This is a genomic window from Acidisphaera rubrifaciens HS-AP3, assembly GCF_000964365.1.
Taxonomy (GTDB): domain Bacteria; phylum Pseudomonadota; class Alphaproteobacteria; order Acetobacterales; family Acetobacteraceae; genus Acidisphaera; species Acidisphaera rubrifaciens.
Genome location: NZ_BANB01000010.1, coordinates 1 through 15,555, shown reverse-complemented (window position 1 = coordinate 15,555; position 15,555 = coordinate 1). Strand labels below are relative to the sequence as shown.

13 protein-coding genes are annotated in these 15,555 nt (G+C 70.6%); 8 read left to right on the top strand and 5 right to left on the bottom strand.

Annotation, left to right across the window (positions count from 1 at the left end):
• The first annotated feature begins 103 nt into the window (after window positions 1-103).
• The 7 genes from B8460_RS00475 to B8460_RS00445 all read left to right on the top strand — a co-directional run bounded on the left by B8460_RS00475 (window position 104) and on the right by B8460_RS00445 (window position 7,635).
• The gene (locus B8460_RS00475; protein WP_048859603.1) at window positions 104-589 is read left to right on the top strand and encodes a (2Fe-2S)-binding protein; all 486 of its coding nucleotides are present in this window, start codon (window positions 104-106) and stop codon (window positions 587-589) included.
• Window positions 579-2,957 carry a xanthine dehydrogenase family protein molybdopterin-binding subunit gene (locus B8460_RS00470; protein WP_048859602.1) on the top strand — a complete coding sequence of 793 codons (2,379 nt, stop codon included), beginning with the start codon at window positions 579-581 and terminating at the stop codon, window positions 2,955-2,957. Before B8460_RS00475 ends, B8460_RS00470 begins: the two co-directional genes overlap by 11 nt.
• Window positions 2,958-3,050: 93 nt before the next feature.
• A complete protein-coding gene (locus B8460_RS00465) occupies window positions 3,051-4,286 on the top strand; it encodes an ABC transporter substrate-binding protein (RefSeq protein ID WP_048859601.1) in 1,236 nt (411 codons plus the stop codon).
• A 16-nt stretch (window positions 4,287-4,302) separates the two neighbouring features.
• On the top strand, window positions 4,303-5,187 hold the full coding sequence (locus B8460_RS00460) for a branched-chain amino acid ABC transporter permease (RefSeq protein WP_048859600.1): 885 nt from the start codon (window positions 4,303-4,305) through the stop codon (window positions 5,185-5,187).
• 3 nt (window positions 5,188-5,190) lie between these two features.
• The gene (locus B8460_RS00455) at window positions 5,191-6,174 is read left to right on the top strand and encodes a branched-chain amino acid ABC transporter permease (RefSeq protein WP_048859599.1); all 984 of its coding nucleotides are present in this window, start codon (window positions 5,191-5,193) and stop codon (window positions 6,172-6,174) included.
• The gene (locus B8460_RS00450) at window positions 6,171-6,926 is read left to right on the top strand and encodes an ABC transporter ATP-binding protein (RefSeq protein WP_048859598.1); all 756 of its coding nucleotides are present in this window, start codon (window positions 6,171-6,173) and stop codon (window positions 6,924-6,926) included. Before B8460_RS00455 ends, B8460_RS00450 begins: the two co-directional genes overlap by 4 nt.
• Entirely contained in the window at window positions 6,916-7,635 is a 720-nt protein-coding gene (locus B8460_RS00445) for an ABC transporter ATP-binding protein (protein WP_241771049.1), read from the top strand. Before B8460_RS00450 ends, B8460_RS00445 begins: the two co-directional genes overlap by 11 nt.
• A gap of 6 nt (window positions 7,636-7,641) precedes the next feature.
• On the opposite strand, the gene B8460_RS00440 is transcribed toward B8460_RS00445, so the two are convergent.
• On the bottom strand, window positions 7,642-8,862 hold the full coding sequence (locus tag B8460_RS00440; RefSeq protein WP_048859597.1) for an FAD binding domain-containing protein: 1,221 nt from the start codon (window positions 8,860-8,862) through the stop codon (window positions 7,642-7,644).
• A gap of 188 nt (window positions 8,863-9,050) precedes the next feature.
• On the opposite strand from B8460_RS00440, the gene B8460_RS00435 reads away from it, so the two are divergent.
• On the top strand, window positions 9,051-10,262 hold the full coding sequence (locus tag B8460_RS00435; protein WP_199445496.1) for a permease: 1,212 nt from the start codon (window positions 9,051-9,053) through the stop codon (window positions 10,260-10,262).
• Between the two features lie 57 nt (window positions 10,263-10,319).
• On the opposite strand, the gene B8460_RS00430 is transcribed toward B8460_RS00435, so the two are convergent.
• The 4 genes from B8460_RS00430 to B8460_RS00415 form a co-directional block, all read right to left on the bottom strand.
• Window positions 10,320-11,036 (bottom strand): DUF4410 domain-containing protein, encoded by a 717-nt coding sequence (locus B8460_RS00430; protein ID WP_052945090.1) that lies wholly within the window; start codon window positions 11,034-11,036, stop codon window positions 10,320-10,322.
• Between the two features lie 27 nt (window positions 11,037-11,063).
• Window positions 11,064-14,213 (bottom strand): efflux RND transporter permease subunit, encoded by a 3,150-nt coding sequence (locus B8460_RS00425; RefSeq protein WP_048859595.1) that lies wholly within the window; start codon window positions 14,211-14,213, stop codon window positions 11,064-11,066.
• A gap of 7 nt (window positions 14,214-14,220) precedes the next feature.
• Window positions 14,221-15,369: an efflux RND transporter periplasmic adaptor subunit gene (locus B8460_RS00420; protein WP_048859594.1), complete on the bottom strand. Its 1,149-nt coding sequence runs from the start codon at window positions 15,367-15,369 to the stop codon at window positions 14,221-14,223.
• The coding region (locus tag B8460_RS00415) for a cysteine rich repeat-containing protein (RefSeq protein ID WP_048859593.1) at window positions 15,369-15,555 on the bottom strand (187 nt) is incomplete at its 5' end. The genes B8460_RS00415 and B8460_RS00420, both read right to left, overlap by 1 nt.

Below are 15,555 nucleotides of genomic sequence, written 5' to 3'. Positions count from 1 at the left end.
TCGGCCGTGATCTCGCGCCGCATGACGACCTCAACGCGTCCGCCGAAACCCGTCTTGCGCTGGCCCGCGTGCTGCTCGGCCGCGTGGTCGCGGAGCTTTCGCCATGACTGCCGGGCCGGTGTCCATCACGCTGACGGTGAACGGCGAGGATGTCGCCGCGTCCGTCCCACCGCGCCTGCATCTCGCGGACTTCCTGCGCGAGCACCTGTCGCTCACCGGCACGCATCTCGGCTGCGAGCACGGGGTGTGCGGCGCCTGCACCGTGCGGCTGGACGGGGCGATCGTGCGCGCCTGCCTGGTGCTCGCCGTGCAGGCGGACGGGCGGGCGGTGGAGACGATCGAGGGTCTGTCCGCCAGCGGCGAGATCGCCGACCTGCAGGCGGCTTTCATCGCGCACAACGCGCTGCAATGCGGCTACTGCACGCCCGGGATGCTGATCGCCGCGCAGGACCTGCTGCGCCGCGACCCGCATCCCGACCGCGCGGCGATCCGCGAGCATCTGTCGGGCAACTACTGCCGCTGCACCGGCTATCACGCGATCGTCGATGCGGTGGACGCCACGGCACGGGGGCGCGCCGATGGACGCTGATCCGTTGTCGCCGCTGGACCGGCCCCACTCCTATATCGGCCGCAGCCTGCCGCGGCCCAACCTCGCGCGGCTGACGCAGGGGCGCGGCCGCTATGTCAGCGATCTCGCGCTGCCGCGCATGCTGCACGCCGCCTTTGTCCGCGCGCCCTATGCCCATGCGCGCATCACGGCGATCGACACCACCGCCGCGCGCGCCATGCCGGGCGTCGCCGCCGTGATGACGGCCGAGGATATGGCGCCGCTCGTCACGCCCTGGGTCGGCGTGCTGACGCATCTGCAGGGGCTGCGATCGCCGCCGCAGTATCCGCTGGCGTGCGACGTGGTGCGCTGGCAGGGCGAGCCGGTGGTGGCGATCGCCGCCGCCACCCGGGCGCTGGCCGAGGACGCGGCGGAGCAGGTGATCGTGGACTACGCGCCGCTGCCGCCCGTCGTCGATGCCGAGGCCGCGCTGGCGCCCGGGGCGGTGCTGGTGCATCCCGACCTCGGCGACAACCTCGCCTATAGCCGCCGCATCGACACGGGCGCGGTCGATGCCGCCCTGGCGGAGGCGGCGGTGGTGGTCGGCGCGCGCTTCACCTTCGGCCGCCATACCGGCGTCACGCTGGAGGCGCGGGCGATCGTCGCCGACTGGGACCCGGCGGAGGCGCGCCTGACCGTGCATCAGGGCACGCAGGTGCCGCACATGATGCAAAGCGTGCTGGCGACGCATCTCGGCCTGTCGGAGGCGCAGGTAAGGGTGGTCTGCCGCGATGTCGGCGGCTCGTTCGGGATCAAGATCCACGTCTATCCCGACGAGATGGCAACCGTCGCGATGGCGATGCGTCTGGCCCGGCCGGTCCGCTTCGTCGCCGACCGCATGGAGAGCTTCGTCGCCGACATCCATGCCCGCGATCACATCGTGGACGCCCGCATCGCGGTGCGCGCCGACGGCACCATCACCGCCTTCGACGTCGACGACCTGACCGGCATCGGGCCGTATTCGGCCTATCCGCGCACCTCGGCGGTGGAGGCCAATCAGGTCATCAACCTGATCGGCGGTCCGTACGGGCACGCGAACTACCGGGCCCGCGCACGCGTCGTCTTTCAGACCAAGACGATGATGTCGCAGTACCGCGCCGTCGGCCATCCGATCGCCGCGACGGTGACGGAGACGCTGGTCGATCTCGCCGCCCGGCGGCTCGATCTCGATCCGTTCGAGATGCGCCGGCGGAACCTGATCGCCGACGACGCCTATCCCGCGACCTCGCCGACCGGGCTGCGGTTCGAGGGGCTGTCGCATCACGCGGCGCATGCCCGCCTGCGCGACATGATGGGATATGACGGGCTGCGCGCCGAACAGGCCGCCCTGCGCGCCCGGGGCGTGCATCGCGGCATCGGGATCGCGAGCTTCATCGAGATCACCAATCCCGGCCCCGCCTTCTACGGCGTCGGCGGGGCGCGCATCTCCGCCCAGGACGGCGCGGTGGTGCGGCTCGACGCCTCGGGGTCGGTCGTGGTGCAGGCCAGCGTGACCGAGCAGGGGCAGGGGACGGAGGCGGTGCTGGCGCAGGTGGCGGCGACCGCGCTCGGCATCGAGCCGGCGCGGGTGCGCGTGCAGCTCGGCGACACCGATGCGGTGCCGTATGGCGGCGGCACCTGGGCCTCCCGCGCGGCGGCGATCGGTGGCGAGGCGACGTGGCAGGCATCGGTCGCGCTGCGCGCCAACATCCTCGCCCTCGCCGGCAGCATGCTGCAGGCCGCGCCTGAGACGCTCGACCTGCGCGGCGGCGCGGTCGTCGATGCCGCCGACGGGCGCGAGCGGATGACGCTGCCCGAACTCGCGCGCATCGCCTATTTCCGCCAGGACACCCTGCCCCGCGGCGTGCAGCCCGAGCTGATCGCCGCGCGTCACTATGTCCCGCGCGACTATCCGTTCGCCTTCACCAACGGCGTGCAGGCATCGTTGCTGGAGGTGGATGTCGAGACGGGGTTCATCCGGCTGCTGCGCCACTGGGTGGTGGAGGACTGCGGCACGCCGATCAACCCGATGCTGGTGGACGAGCAGGTGCGCGGCGGCGTGGTGCAGGGGCTCGGCGCCGCGCTGTTCGAACACTGTCGCTATGACGCCGAGGGCAACCTTCAGACCACGACCATGGCCGACTACCTGGTTCCGATGGCGGGCGAGATGCCGGACATCGAGGTCGCGCATGTCAGCACGCCCACCGCCGAGTCCGCCCTCGGCGCCAAGGGGGCGGGCGAGGCCGGCACCGCGGCGGCGGCGGCGGCGGTGCTGAATGCCGTCAACGACGCGCTCGCGCCCTTCGGCGTGACGATCACCGAGTTGCCGATCACGCCGGAGGTGGTGCTGCGCGCGCTCGGGCGGGGGTGAGCGCGCGGCGGGCGGCCGTTGCCCCGTTGGGCTGATCCGTCTATCCATCGCCGATACGCGCGCCGGCAAACAGGCGCCAGACGGGAGCGAGACATGTCCGAGTTGGGGAACCGCGCGCTCACGCGCCGGCGCGTGCTGATCACCGGTGCGGCGGCCGGCGCGGCGCTGTGCAGTCCGGCGATCGTGCGGGCCGCGGACAACGACATACGGATCGGCTTTCCGGTGCCGCTCACGGGGCCGTATGGTACCGAGGCGCAGGATCAGGTGCGCTGCGCGCAGCTGGCGGTCGATCAGTTCAACGCCGCCGGCGGTCTGGGCGGGCGCAAGGCGGTGCTGCTGTCGCGCGACGACAAGCTCAAGCCCGGCGAGGCGGCGACCCGCGCGATCGAACTGATCGAAAAGGACCACGCCGACGTGATCGTGGGCAGCCTGTCTGCCTCCGTGCAGCTTGCGGTCAACAATGTCTGCAAGCAGCGCCGAGTGCTCTACAACTCGATCAGCCAGTCCGACCAGATCACGGCGATGCCGGACTGGAGCCCCTATACGTTCCACGAGGCGCTGACGCCGCACGTCACCGCCGGCGCGGTCGGCCGCTATGCCTTCCCCCGGTTCGGCAAGAGGGTGGCGTTCCTCAGCGCCGACTATGCCTATGGGCACGAGATGGTGGCGGGCTTCCGCGCGGTGGGCGCGCCGCTGGGCATCGACGTCGTCGCCGACATCAGCGTGCCGCTCGGCACCACCGACTTCTCGACCGTGCTACCCCGCATCGCGGCGGCGAAGCCGGACATCCTGTGCATCTGTAATTTCGGCCGCGACCAGCACGTGTCGATCAAGCAGGCGACGGATTTCGGCATCAAGCGGACGTCGCGTATCGTCGTGCCGGTGCTGCTCTACACCGCGCGCGTGGCCGGCGGCGCGACGGCCTTCGACGGGGTGATCGGCGGCACGTCCTATTACTGGGGCATCGAGAAGACGGTGCCCTCGGCCAAGGCGTTCAACGACCGCTATCGCGCGGCCAACGGTGGCCGTGTCCCGTCCGACTACGGCGCGCTCGGCTACGGGGGCGTCTATGCGGTCCTCAAAGCGATGAAGGAGGCGGGCACCACGGCGACCGACAAGGTCATCGCGACGCTGCAGGACCTGCATTACGACGCCTACAAGGGTCCGCAGTTCTACCGGCCGTGCGACCATCAGTCGGTGCAGTCGGTGTTCATCATCGAGAGCAAGAGCAAGGACATGGCCGACCAGTACGACGTGTTCAACGTGCTGGCGACCGATCCGCCGAACGTCGACGCGTTGATGAGCTGCAAGGCCGAAGGACACGCATGAGCGGACGGCGCCGCGCATGGCGGGCCTGACCCCCGATCTCCTGGCGATGCAGGTCTTCGCCGGGCTGGCCCTCGGCGCGGTCTATGTCCTGATGGCGCTCGGCATGTCGCTGCTGTTCGGCATGCTGACGGTGGTCAACTTCGCGCATGGCGCCTTCTACATGCTCGGCGCCTATGGGGCGGTGGCACTGCTCGGCTACGGCGGTAATTTCTGGGTCTGCCTGTTCTTCATCCCGCTGGCCGTCGGCCTGGTCGGCATGGCGGTGGAGCGCGTGCTGATCCGCCCGCTTTACGGGCGCGGGATCGACTACCCGCTGCTGCTGACGTTCGGCCTGGCCTATGTCATCGTCGAACTGGTGCGCATCGGCTTCGGGACCGAGGATCTGCCGTTCGACACCCCCGCCGCGCTGACCGGCGCGGTCAATATCGGCATCGGCTATTTCCCGCTCTATCGCCTGTTCGTCATCGCGGTGACGGGGGTCGTTCTGGTCGGGCTGTGGCTGTTCCTCGAACGCACGTCCTATGGACTGATCATCCGTGCGGGCGCGCGCGATCCGCAGATCGTGCGCATCCTCGGCATCGACGTGGGCCGCGTGTGGCTCGTCGTGTTCGGCATCGGCACGGGCCTCGCCGCGCTCGCGGGGCTGCTCGCGGCGCCGTTGCAGGGGGCGAGCCCCGATATGGGCGATTCCATCCTCGCGATCGCCTTCGTCGTCACCGTGGTCGGTGGCATGGGCTCGCTGCTGGGCGCGGTGCTGGCGGGGCTGCTGGTCGGGGTAGTCGTCAGCCTCACGTCCCTGGTGGCGCCCGAGGCGGCGCAGGTCGCGGTGTTCGTGCTGATGGCCGTGGTGCTGCTGGTGCGGCCGCAGGGCTTTTTCGGCCGCGCCGGGCTGATGAGCTGAGCGATGGACGGCGCCGGTTCCACCGTCGCGGTCCACGCCGCGCGTCCCGACCTGCTGGCGTTCGCCACCCGTCACCGCGCGACGCTCGCGGCGGTCGCCGTGCTGGTGTTCCCGGCGCTGCTGCCGTTCAAGGCGGTCGCGGCGGACGTGCTGGTGTACGGGCTGTTCGCGCTCGGGTTCAACCTCGTCTACGGCTATCTCGGCCTGCTGTCGTTCGGGCATGCGGCGTTGTTCGGCGGCGGCGCCTATGCCTGCGGCATCGTGTTCACGCGCTTTGGCGTGCCGTGGTGGGCCGCGGTGGGCGCGGGCGTCGCGGGCGGGGCGGTGATCGCCGCCGTAATCGGCGCGCTCGCGATCCGCACGCGCGGCATCTATTTCGCGATGGTCACGCTCGCGCTGGCGCAGTGCGTCTATTACGCCGCGTACGAGGCCGAGGGCTGGACCGGCGGCGAGAACGGGCTGCGCGGCGTCGATGTCTCGGCCATCACGCTCGGCCCGTGGCACGTCGACTTCGTCAACCCGCTGACGCGCGTCTATGTGATCGCGGCCTTCGTCGTGGTCGCGCTGTTCGCCGTCTCGCGCGTCCTCGCCTCGCCCTTCGGCGCGGCGATGGAGGCGGTGCGGGAGAACGAGGCGCGGGCGCGGGCCTGCGGCTTCGACGTGCGCGCCACGCGCTGGCTCGCCTTCGTCCTGTCGGGCGCGGTCTGCGGCCTGGCCGGCGCGCTGCATGCGCTGACCATCGGCATCGTGCCGGTGGAGACGCTGACCTACACGACATCCGGCCTCGTCGTCATGATGACCCTGCTCGGCGGCATGGGGACGTATTTCGGACCGTTCATCGGCGCGGCGGTCTTCCTGCTGCTCGAGAATCTGGTCTCGCTCTGGACCGTGCACTGGCAGCTCGTCGTCGGTCTCGCGTTCATCGCCTGCGTGCTGTTCTTCCCGCGCGGCGTCTGGGGCACGTTGCTCGCGGGTTTGCGCCGTTGACCGGGGATGCGATTCTGCGGGCGGAGGGGATCACCTGCCGCTTCGGACGTTTCACCGCGCTGCGCGACGTCAGCGCGTCGTTTCCGCGCGGCGCGCTGACGGCCGTCATCGGCCCGAACGGCGCCGGCAAGAGCACGTTCTTCAACATCCTGTCGGGATCGATTCCGCCCACCGAGGGTCGCGTCGTGTACGAGGGGCGCGATCTCGCGCGGACGCCGCAGCATCGGTACGCGCGCCTCGGTATCGCCAAGTCGTTTCAGATCACCACGGTCTTCCCCTCGCTCAGCGTGGCCGAATGCGTCCGGGTCGCGTGTCAGGCGCTGGTCTCGCGCTATGACATCTGGCGCCCGCGCGCGCGCCTGACCGCGCTGGACGACGAGGCGGCGGCGCTGCTGGACACCGTCGGCCTGTGGGACAAGCGGGCGCGGCCGGCCGGATTGCTGGCGCACGGCGAACAGCGGGCGCTGGAGATCGCCATGGCGCTCGCCGCGCGTCCCCGTCTGCTGCTGCTGGACGAGCCGACCGCCGGCATGAGCCCGGAGGAGACGCGCGCGATGATGCAGCTCATCCTCCGCCTTGCGCGCGAGCGCACCGTCGTCCTCGTCGAGCACAAGATGAAGCTGGTCATGGGCATCAGTGACCGGGTGCTGGTGCTGCATCACGGCGAGGTGCTGGCCGAGGGCACGCCGGCCGACATACGCGGCGACGCGACGGTGCGGCGCGTCTATCTTGGCCAGCGCGATGCCGCGTGACGCGATGCTGACCGTCGAGGGGCTGCAGGCCTGGTACGGATCGAGCCACGTGCTGCAGGGCATCGATCTTGAGGTCGCGCGGGGCGAGATCGTCTGCCTGATCGGTCGCAACGGCGCGGGCAAGACCACGACCCTGCGTTCCGTGATGGGCCTGGTTGCCCGCGTGCGCGGCCGTGTCGTCTTCGACGGCGCGGATCTCGTCGGCCGGCCCGTGCATGCGCGCCACGCGCGCGGCCTCGGCTACGTGCCGGAAGAGCGGCGGATCGTGCAGGGGCTGTCGGTGCGCGACAACCTCCGCCTCGGGCTGCTCGCGGCCGGTGGCCGCCGGCGCGAGGCCGACGCGATCGCAGCGATGGCGGAGATCTTCCCCCGCCTCGCCGAACGGCTCGATCAGAGCGCGATCACCATGTCGGGGGGTGAACAGCAGATGCTGGCGATCGCGCGGGCGCTGATTTCCGGGCCGCGGCTGCTGATGCTCGACGAGCCGTCGGAGGGGATCATGCCGCTGCTGGTGGACGAGATGTTCGATCTGCTGCGGCGGCTGCGCGAAGAGGGCACCACGATCCTGCTCGTCGAACAGAACGTCGAGCTCGCCCTCGGCATCGCCGACCGCGCCTATATCCTGGATCAAGGCACGGTCGTGCATCACGACACCGCCGCCGCCCTGCTCGCCGACGCGGCGATCCAGGAGCGCTACTGCGCGGTCTGACGCGCCTCAGAAGTCGAGCGTCGCCGTCTCCGCCATCACCGCCTCCGGCGTGCGGTGGCGTTCGGCGGCGGCGCGCTCCGCCTCCGTCCGGCGCTGCGCCTGCAGATAGGCGCCGAGATGGCGCGCGCGCTCGATCATCCGCGCCCCGGCCGGCTGGCGGCGTGCGGCGAAGCGGACGAGGGCGGCCGGCACGTCGTCGGTGCCGTCGAGTAGTGCGGCCAGCGTGATGGCATCCTCGGCGGCCTTGGTCACCCCGGCGCCCGGATGCGGCCGCACGACAAACGCCGCATCGCCGATCAGCGCCGCGCGGCCGACCGCGAGGCGCGGCGACTCCAGGTCATAGATCGGCTGCAGGAACGGGCGCGGCGTCGCCGCCACCAGGGCCGCGCATTGCGGCGCCAGGATTGCTTCGGCGGCGGCCCGCATCTCGTCGATGATCGCATCGCGGATCAGCGGCGGCGGGATCGAGACGGTGTGCACGTGCCCCGTCGCGTCACGCAGCAGGCGCGGCAGCTCCGTCGCCTCGTCGGCAGGGCGATACCAGACGAAATTATACTGCCGGTGGCCGCGCCGCAGATCGTCCCCCGGTCCCGCCACCGGATAGCCGAGGAACTGCTCCCCGGGCGGCAGGCAGAAGCCGAACACGTCGAAGATGTCGGAATGCGCCGCTGCCGGCACGTCGCGTTCGGCGACGAGCCCGCGCCACGCAACATAGCCCGCATAGGTGGAGGCGACGTCCCCCACCACCGCCTGCCGCACCGACGAACGCAGCCCGTCCGCGCCGATCAGCACGTCGCCCGTGACGCATGTGCCGTCGGCGAACCGTGCCGAGATGCCCGTATCATCCTGCGTCACGTCCACCAGGCTGCGGCCGAGCGCATACCGGTCGTCCGGCCACGCCGCGCGCAGCTGGCGGAACACGAGGTCCCAGGAGGTCGTGACCTGCGGGAACGGCCGGCTGCCGATCACGCGTCCGTCGCGCGCGAAGGTCACGCGCCGGGCGACCGGCACACCGAGCCGGTCCGCCGGGTCGAGGCCGATATGCGCCAGCGCCTGCCAGAGCTGCGGATGCGTGACGATGCCGGCGCCCCGTCCGCTGAGCTCCGCCGCCGAGCGCTCGAACACCTGCACGTCCCAGCCATGGCGGTGCAGCGCGTGCGCCGCGAACAGGCCGCCGATCGAGCCGCCGATCACCAAGGCCCGACGGCGCGGCGCGGTCGTCGTCACATGCAGCCTCCCTGCCTGGCATCCGCAGGCAGAGATGCCGCCACGCCACGCCGGGTCAAGCCGTACATGGCCGGACGCGCTCGGAACCCGGCAAGCGGCCTGATGTTGGACGCGATGATGGTCTACGCGTTCCTTCCGATCTGCGCGGGCGCCCCCGGGCCCGCCGAGCGCCCTGGATGAGCGGCGGCGTGACCGACGCGGTCGGGCGCGCGCTTGCCATGGCGTTCGCCATGGGATGGCAGATGCTCTGGGCGCTCGTCCTCGGCTTTCTGCTCTCCGCTGTCGTGCAGGCCGTGGTGACCAAGGACGCGATGAGCCGCCTGCTGCCCGACAGCCGGCCGCGCAGCATCCTGATCGCCAGCGCGCTCGGCGCCGCGTCGTCGTCCTGTTCCTATGCCGCGGCGGCGCTGGCGCGGTCGCTGATCCGCAAGGGGGCCGACTTCATCGCCGCGATGGCGTTCCAGTTCGCGTCGACCAACCTCGTGGTCGAGCTGGGCATCGTCCTCGCGGTGCTGATGGGCCGGCGGTTCACCCTCGCGGAGTTCGTCGGCGGTCCGATCATGATCGCCCTCCTGGTGGTGCTGATGCGCGCGACCTTGCGGCCGCGCCACATCGAGGCAGCGCGTGCGCAGGCGGCGCGCGGTCTGGCGGGACGCATGGAAGGCCATGCCGCCATGGACATGTCGGTCGCCGGCGGCACCTGGCTCACGCGCGCGCTGTCGCCACGCGGGCTGACGGCCATCAGCCATGTCTTTGTCATGGACTGGGCGAGCGTCTGGACCGATATCGCGATCGGGCTGCTGGTCTCGGGAGCGCTGGCGGCCTGGGTGCCGCACCGGGTCTGGACCGCGCTCTTTCTCGTCCACGATCCCGTGTGGTCAAAGCTCGTCGGCCCGTTGATCGGGCCGCTCGTCGCCGTGCTGTCGTTCGTCTGCTCCGTCGGCAACGTGCCGCTGGCGGCGGTGCTGTGGAACGGCGGCATCAGCTTCGGCGGCGTGGTGGCGTTCCTGTTCGCCGATCTGATCGTGCTGCCGCTGCTCGACATCTACCGCAGATACTACGGCGGCGGGATGGCGGCGCGTCTGGCGCTCCTCTTCTACGCGGCGATGGCAGCGGCCGGATACGTGGTGGAGGTGATGTTCGGTGCCATTGGCCTCGTGCCCGCGCATCGGCATACGGACGTTCTGCAGGCGGCGGTGGGTTGGAATCACACCACCGTGCTCGATATCCTCGCGCTGGCGGCGTCGGCGGTGCTCGTCTGGCGCTTCGTCCGGACGGGTGGCGCGCCGATGCTGCGCCACATGGGCGGTCCGGCCGACGGTCCGGCCGGTGGGCGGAATGGTGGCGAGCCAGAATCTCAATCAGGCGGCGGGCACACGCATGCGCGCCCGCCGCCCTGAGGTCGAAGCGGCCCTATGGCCGCACGGGACGGACCGGCAGACCCGGCCCGTGGCCGGTCACTGCCCGGCGCCGCGGGCGATCCATCCCTGCGAGGCGGCATAGTCGGCGATCTGGCGGGCGAGTGCGTCGGCGAGCTGGTCGGCGTTCGCCTCGTTCGTGGTGCGCCGCGTCTCCGCCAGCGCATGGGTCCCGCCCGTGACGGCCGTCGCCGCGCCGAGGCTGCCGGCGGCGGCACCCACGCCCATCGTCTCCGCCGCGCCGGGCATGCGGCCGCTGTCCGCGCTGCCGCTGAAGGCGGCAAGGAATTTCGTGCCCCCCGCGCCGACATAGGTCAGCTGCGCGTCGCCGGCGACGCTGCTCTTACCGGCGCCGAGCCCGACCACCGTGCGGCGGGTGCGGTTGCCCTCGTTGATCGCCAGGATATGGCCCTGCACCAGAGCGGAGCGGGGCGGCGGTTTGTAGCCGGGCGGCAGGTACTCGGCCGGCAGGCCGTAGGATTGCAGCTTCGCGACCAGTGTCCGGCGCAGCGCCGCCTGCGTCGTCTCGGCCGCCGTCTGCTGCTCCTGCTGCGCGGCGACGGACGACCCGCTACGCATCAGCCGCGCGGCGAGGCCGCTGTCCAGATGCACGGCGGCCGGCGACACGGCGAAGTCCGTCACCAGCACGCGCATCGGCGCCGGCGTGCCGGCGGCCGGCGCCGTGGCGACCGGGGTGACGTGTCCCCGGGCACAGGCGGCCAGCAGCAGGACCGCAAGCAGAGAGGCTCGGCGCATGGGCTTGTCCTTTGTCATCGATCACGTTCAGGCGGAGGGCTGTTCGGCGACCGTCGGGCGCGCGCGCCCGGAGAGACGTTCCTCCAGGCGCTGCAGCATCACGAAGAAGGACGGGACGAACAGCACGGTCAGGCAGGTCGAGGCGGTCATGCCGCTGAAGACCGTCATGCCGAGCGACACACGCGCCGCGGCGCCCGCGCCGGTCGCGGTCACCAGCGGCAGGACGCCGAGGATGAAGGCGAAGGACGTCATCAGGATGGGGCGGAAGCGCGCCCGCGCCGCGCCGACGGCGGCGTCCAGGATCGGCGCCCCGGCGGCCCGATGCTCGCGCGCCACCTCGACGATCAGGATCGCGTTCTTAGCCGACAGCGCGATCAGCAGGACCATGCCGATTTGCGTATAGAGGTTGTTCGCAAGCCCAACCGATTCCAGCACGATCGCCGGGCCGATCAGCGACAGCGGCACCGCAAGCAGCACCGACAGCGGCGCGATCCAGCTTTCGTACTGGCCGGCGAGGCAGAGATACACCAGCAGCATCGCCAGCCCGAACACCAGGTAGATCTGCCCGCCGACCGCTTTCTCCTGGTACGACATTGCGGTCCAGTCATAGCCGGTGCCGGTGGGGAGGACGCTGTCGGCGATCTGCTCCATCAGTCCCATCGCCTGACCGGAGCTGAAGCCCCGCGCCGGTACGCCGACCACCGTCGCGGCGGGTCGCAGGTTGTAGAGCGTCACCAGCGAGGGTCCCGCCGTCTGACGCTCCAGCACCAGCGCGCCGAGCGGCACCATCTTGCCGTCGCGGCTGCGGACATACAGCCGGTCGAGATCGGACGGACGCAGGCGGAAGTGCGAATCCGCCTGCACATAGACCTGGAAGGTGCGGCCGAACTCGTTGAACTGGTTGACGTAGCTCGACCCGATGTAGCCGGCGAGGGCGTTGAACACGTCACCCACCGCGACGTGGAACGTCTCCGCCTTGGTGCGGTCGACCTCCACCCGTATCTGCGGCGCCGCCGCCTGGTACGAGGTGCCGACATGCTGCAGGCCGCTCTGCCCGGCGGCGTCGCGCAGCACCGTGCTGGTGATGCCCTGCAGCTTCTGCCAGTCGATGTTGCCGTCGCGCAGTTCCAGCTCCATCGTGAAGCCGCTCGCGTTGCCGATGCCCTGGATCGGCGGCGGCACGAGCACCAGCCCGGCGCCGTCCGGCAGCTTGTCCATCGCTGCCTGCAACGTGGCGTAGATCTGGCGGAGGCCCTGCCCGCCCGCCTTTTCGCGCACGCCCCAATCCTTGAGCATCACGTAGGCGGCGCCGGCACTCGCCAGCGAGGCGTTGTTGTCGAGCGGCGACACGCCGGCGATCTCGATGACCTGGTCGACGCCCGGAATCGCGCCCGCGATGCGCCCCACGCGGTCGAGGGCGGCCTGCGTGCGCTCCAGCGAAGCGCCCTGCGGCAGCTGCAGGGCGACGACGACATAGCCCTGATCCTCGGTCGGGATGAAGGCCGTCGGCAGCCGCCCGATGCCCAGCCCGCCCAGCACCACCAGGATCAGGCCGACGAAGACGACCAGCGGCGCGCGGCGCGTCATGCCGCCGATCAGCCGGCCGAAGCCGCGGTCGACGGGGTCATACAGGCGGTTGAATCCCCGGAAGATGAAGTTCCGCTTCTCCGGCGGCACCGGCGCGCGCAGCCACAGCGCGCATTGCGTCGGCTTCAGCGTGGCCGCGTTGATCGCGGAGATCAGCGCCGTCGCGGCGATTACCAGCGCGAACTGCGCATACATCTGGCCCGTCAGCCCCGGCAGGAAGGCGGCCGGGATGAACACCGACATCAGCACGAGGGTGATGCCGATGATGGGGCCCAGCAGCTCGTCCATCGCCCGGATCGCCGCGTCATGCGGCGACAGGCCGCGCTCCAGGTGGTGGGCTGCGCCCTCGACCACCACGATCGCGTCGTCGACCACGATGCCGATCGCGAGCACGATGGCGAACAGGGTGGACAGGTTGACGCTGAAGCCCAGCGCCGACATCACCGCGAAGGTGCCGATGATGGTCACCGGCACCGTCGTCGCCGGCACCAGCATCGCGCGCCAGTCCTGCAGGAACATCAGGATGACCACCAGCACGAGCACCGCCGCCTCGAGCAGGGTCATGTAGACCTCGTCGATCGAGGCCGTCACGAACAGCGTCGAATCGAACGGCACGGTGTAGGCGATGCCCGCCGGGAACGCGCGCGCGAGGCGATCCATCGTCGCCTTGACCTCGCCCGCGACCTGCAGCGCGTTGGCGCCGGGCGTCTGGTAGATCGACACGCCCGCGGCCGGCTTGCCGTTGAGCTGAAACGCCTGCGAATAGGTCTGTGCGCCGAGCTCGACGCGGCCGATGTCGGAGATGCGGGTCACGGCGCCGTCGCGTGACTTCACGACGATCGCCGCGAACTGCTTCGGGTCGGTCAGCCGTCCCTGCACGTCGATCGTGTACTGGAACGCCTGTCCCGGCGGCGTCGGCGGCGTGCCGAGCTGGCCGCCGGCGACCTGCTGGCTCTGCTGCTGGATCGCCGCGATCACGTCGCCGGGCGTGAGGTCGCGCACCAGCAGCTTCTGCGGATCGAGCCAGACGCGCATCGCGTACTGGCCGACACCGAAGACGTTGACGTTGCCCACGCCTGGCAGACGCGACAGCTCGTCCACCAGGTTGATGGTCGCATAGTTGCTCAGGAACAGGCTGTCATAGCGCGGGTCGGAGGAGGTCAGCGTCACGATCTGCAGGATCGACGTCGACTTCTTCTGTGTCGTGACGCCCTGCGCCTGCACCGGCGTCGGCAGGGACGCCATGGCGCTGGCCACGCGGTTCTGCACCAGGATCTGCGCGAGGTTCGGGTCGGTGCCGATGCGGAAGCTCACGGTCAGCGCATAGGTGCCGTCGGCCGCGCTGGTGGACTGCATGTAGATCATGCCGTCCACCCCGTTCACCTGCTCCTCGATCGGCAGCGCCACGGTGTTCATCACCGTTACGGCGCTCGCGCCGGGATAGCGGGTGGTCACCTGCACCGTCGGCGGCGTCACGTTCGGGTACTGCGAGACCGGCAGCGAGAACAGCGCGACACCGCCGATCAGCACGAACAGGATGGCCAGCACGTTCGCGAGGACCGGCCGGTCGATGAAGAAGCGCGAGATCATGGCCGGGTCAGCCGGCCGGCGTCGCGGCGGGCATCGCGGCCGGCTGGGGCGATACCTTCTCCCCCGCGACGACGCGGCCGAGGCCGGAGATGACGACCTGATCGCCGGCTTCTAGCCCGGACGTGATGACGCGCATCGGCCCGTCGAGCGCGCCGATCGTCACCTGCCGCTGTTCCAGCACGTTGTCCTTGCCGACCACGAGCAGGTAGCGGCCCGACTGGCTGGTGCCGAGCGCCGCGTCCGGCACCAGCAGCGACGGCTTCGCATTCCGCGCCCGCGGCACGCGCACCCGCACGAAATACCCCGGCAGCAGCGCGCGCTTGGCGTTGTCGAGCACGCCGCGCACCACGAGCGTCCCGGTCCCGCCCGTCACCGACGGCGCGGCATAGTCCAGCACGCCGTGATGCGGATAGCCGGTCTCGGTCATCAGGCCGATCTCGACGGGGATGTGCCCGAGATCGGCGAGCGTCTTGTCGGCTGCGGCGAGGGCGGCGCGGATGCGCTGCACCTCCTTCTCGTCGACGGTGAAGCTGACATAGATCGGATCGAGTTGCACCAGCGTCGCGAGCTTCGTCGGCCCCGTGTGCCCGACCAGCGCGCCGACCGAGACCAGGTGCTCCGTCACCACGCCGTCGAACGGGGCGGTGACGTTGGTGTAGCCGAGATTGATGTTCGCCAGGGCGACGTTGGTCTGCTGGCTGGTGACGTTCGCCTCGTCGCTGTCGCGCGTCGCCTTCGCCTGATCGACATGGGCCTGCGACGAGACGTCGGTCTTGCCGAGCTGGTACTGGCGGTTGTACTCGATGTTGGCGTTTAGGAACAAAGCCTGGGCGGAGGCGAGCGCCGCCTGCGCCTGCTGCACCTTCACCTGATAGGGCAGCGGCTCGATGACGAACAGCGAGGTGCCGGACTTCACCTCGGTGCCGTCCTTGTATTTGATCTCCTGCAGGAAGCCCTCGACGCGGGCGACGAGATCGATCTGATTATAGGCGACCAGCGTGCCGGTCGCTTCCAGATACGGGACGACCGATCGCGATTCCGGCTTGGCGACGCCCACCTCGGCCGGCGGCGGCGGCACATAGGCGTTCTGCTTCTTGCAGCCCGACACGACGAGCATCGCGCCGGCGAGGGCGCAGACGGCAAGACGCGATGACATCACTGCCTCTGACGAAGCTGCCGGAGCGCCTGCTGGCAGCCCGGCGAGAGATCAGGGCCGTGCGCATGCAGGCAGGCGATCACCCGGCCGCCGCCCGGACGCACCCCGGGGCAGAATGTCTGGAAATCCGCGCCGCACGCCTCGCGCAGCGCATGCCGCCCGCGGCCCGCCGACCCGGTCGGCGGC

What these genes read in the sequence shown, in the direction of transcription:
- B8460_RS00455 (WP_048859599.1), top strand. Translation starts at nt 5,191, where the DNA reads ATGGACGGCGCCGGTTCCACCGTCGCGGTCCACGCCGCGCGTCCCGAC.
- B8460_RS00430 (WP_052945090.1), bottom strand. Translation starts at nt 11,036, where the DNA reads ATGCGCCGAGCCTCTCTGCTTGCGGTCCTGCTGCTGGCCGCCTGTGCC.
- B8460_RS00460 (WP_048859600.1), top strand. Translation starts at nt 4,303, where the DNA reads ATGGCGGGCCTGACCCCCGATCTCCTGGCGATGCAGGTCTTCGCCGGG.
- B8460_RS00425 (WP_048859595.1), bottom strand. Translation starts at nt 14,213, where the DNA reads ATGATCTCGCGCTTCTTCATCGACCGGCCGGTCCTCGCGAACGTGCTG.
- B8460_RS00465 (WP_048859601.1), top strand. Translation starts at nt 3,051, where the DNA reads ATGTCCGAGTTGGGGAACCGCGCGCTCACGCGCCGGCGCGTGCTGATC.
- B8460_RS00420 (WP_048859594.1), bottom strand. Translation starts at nt 15,369, where the DNA reads ATGTCATCGCGTCTTGCCGTCTGCGCCCTCGCCGGCGCGATGCTCGTC.
- B8460_RS00470 (WP_048859602.1), top strand. Translation starts at nt 579, where the DNA reads ATGGACGCTGATCCGTTGTCGCCGCTGGACCGGCCCCACTCCTATATC.
- B8460_RS00445 (WP_241771049.1), top strand. Translation starts at nt 6,916, where the DNA reads ATGCCGCGTGACGCGATGCTGACCGTCGAGGGGCTGCAGGCCTGGTAC.
- B8460_RS00475 (WP_048859603.1), top strand. Translation starts at nt 104, where the DNA reads ATGACTGCCGGGCCGGTGTCCATCACGCTGACGGTGAACGGCGAGGAT.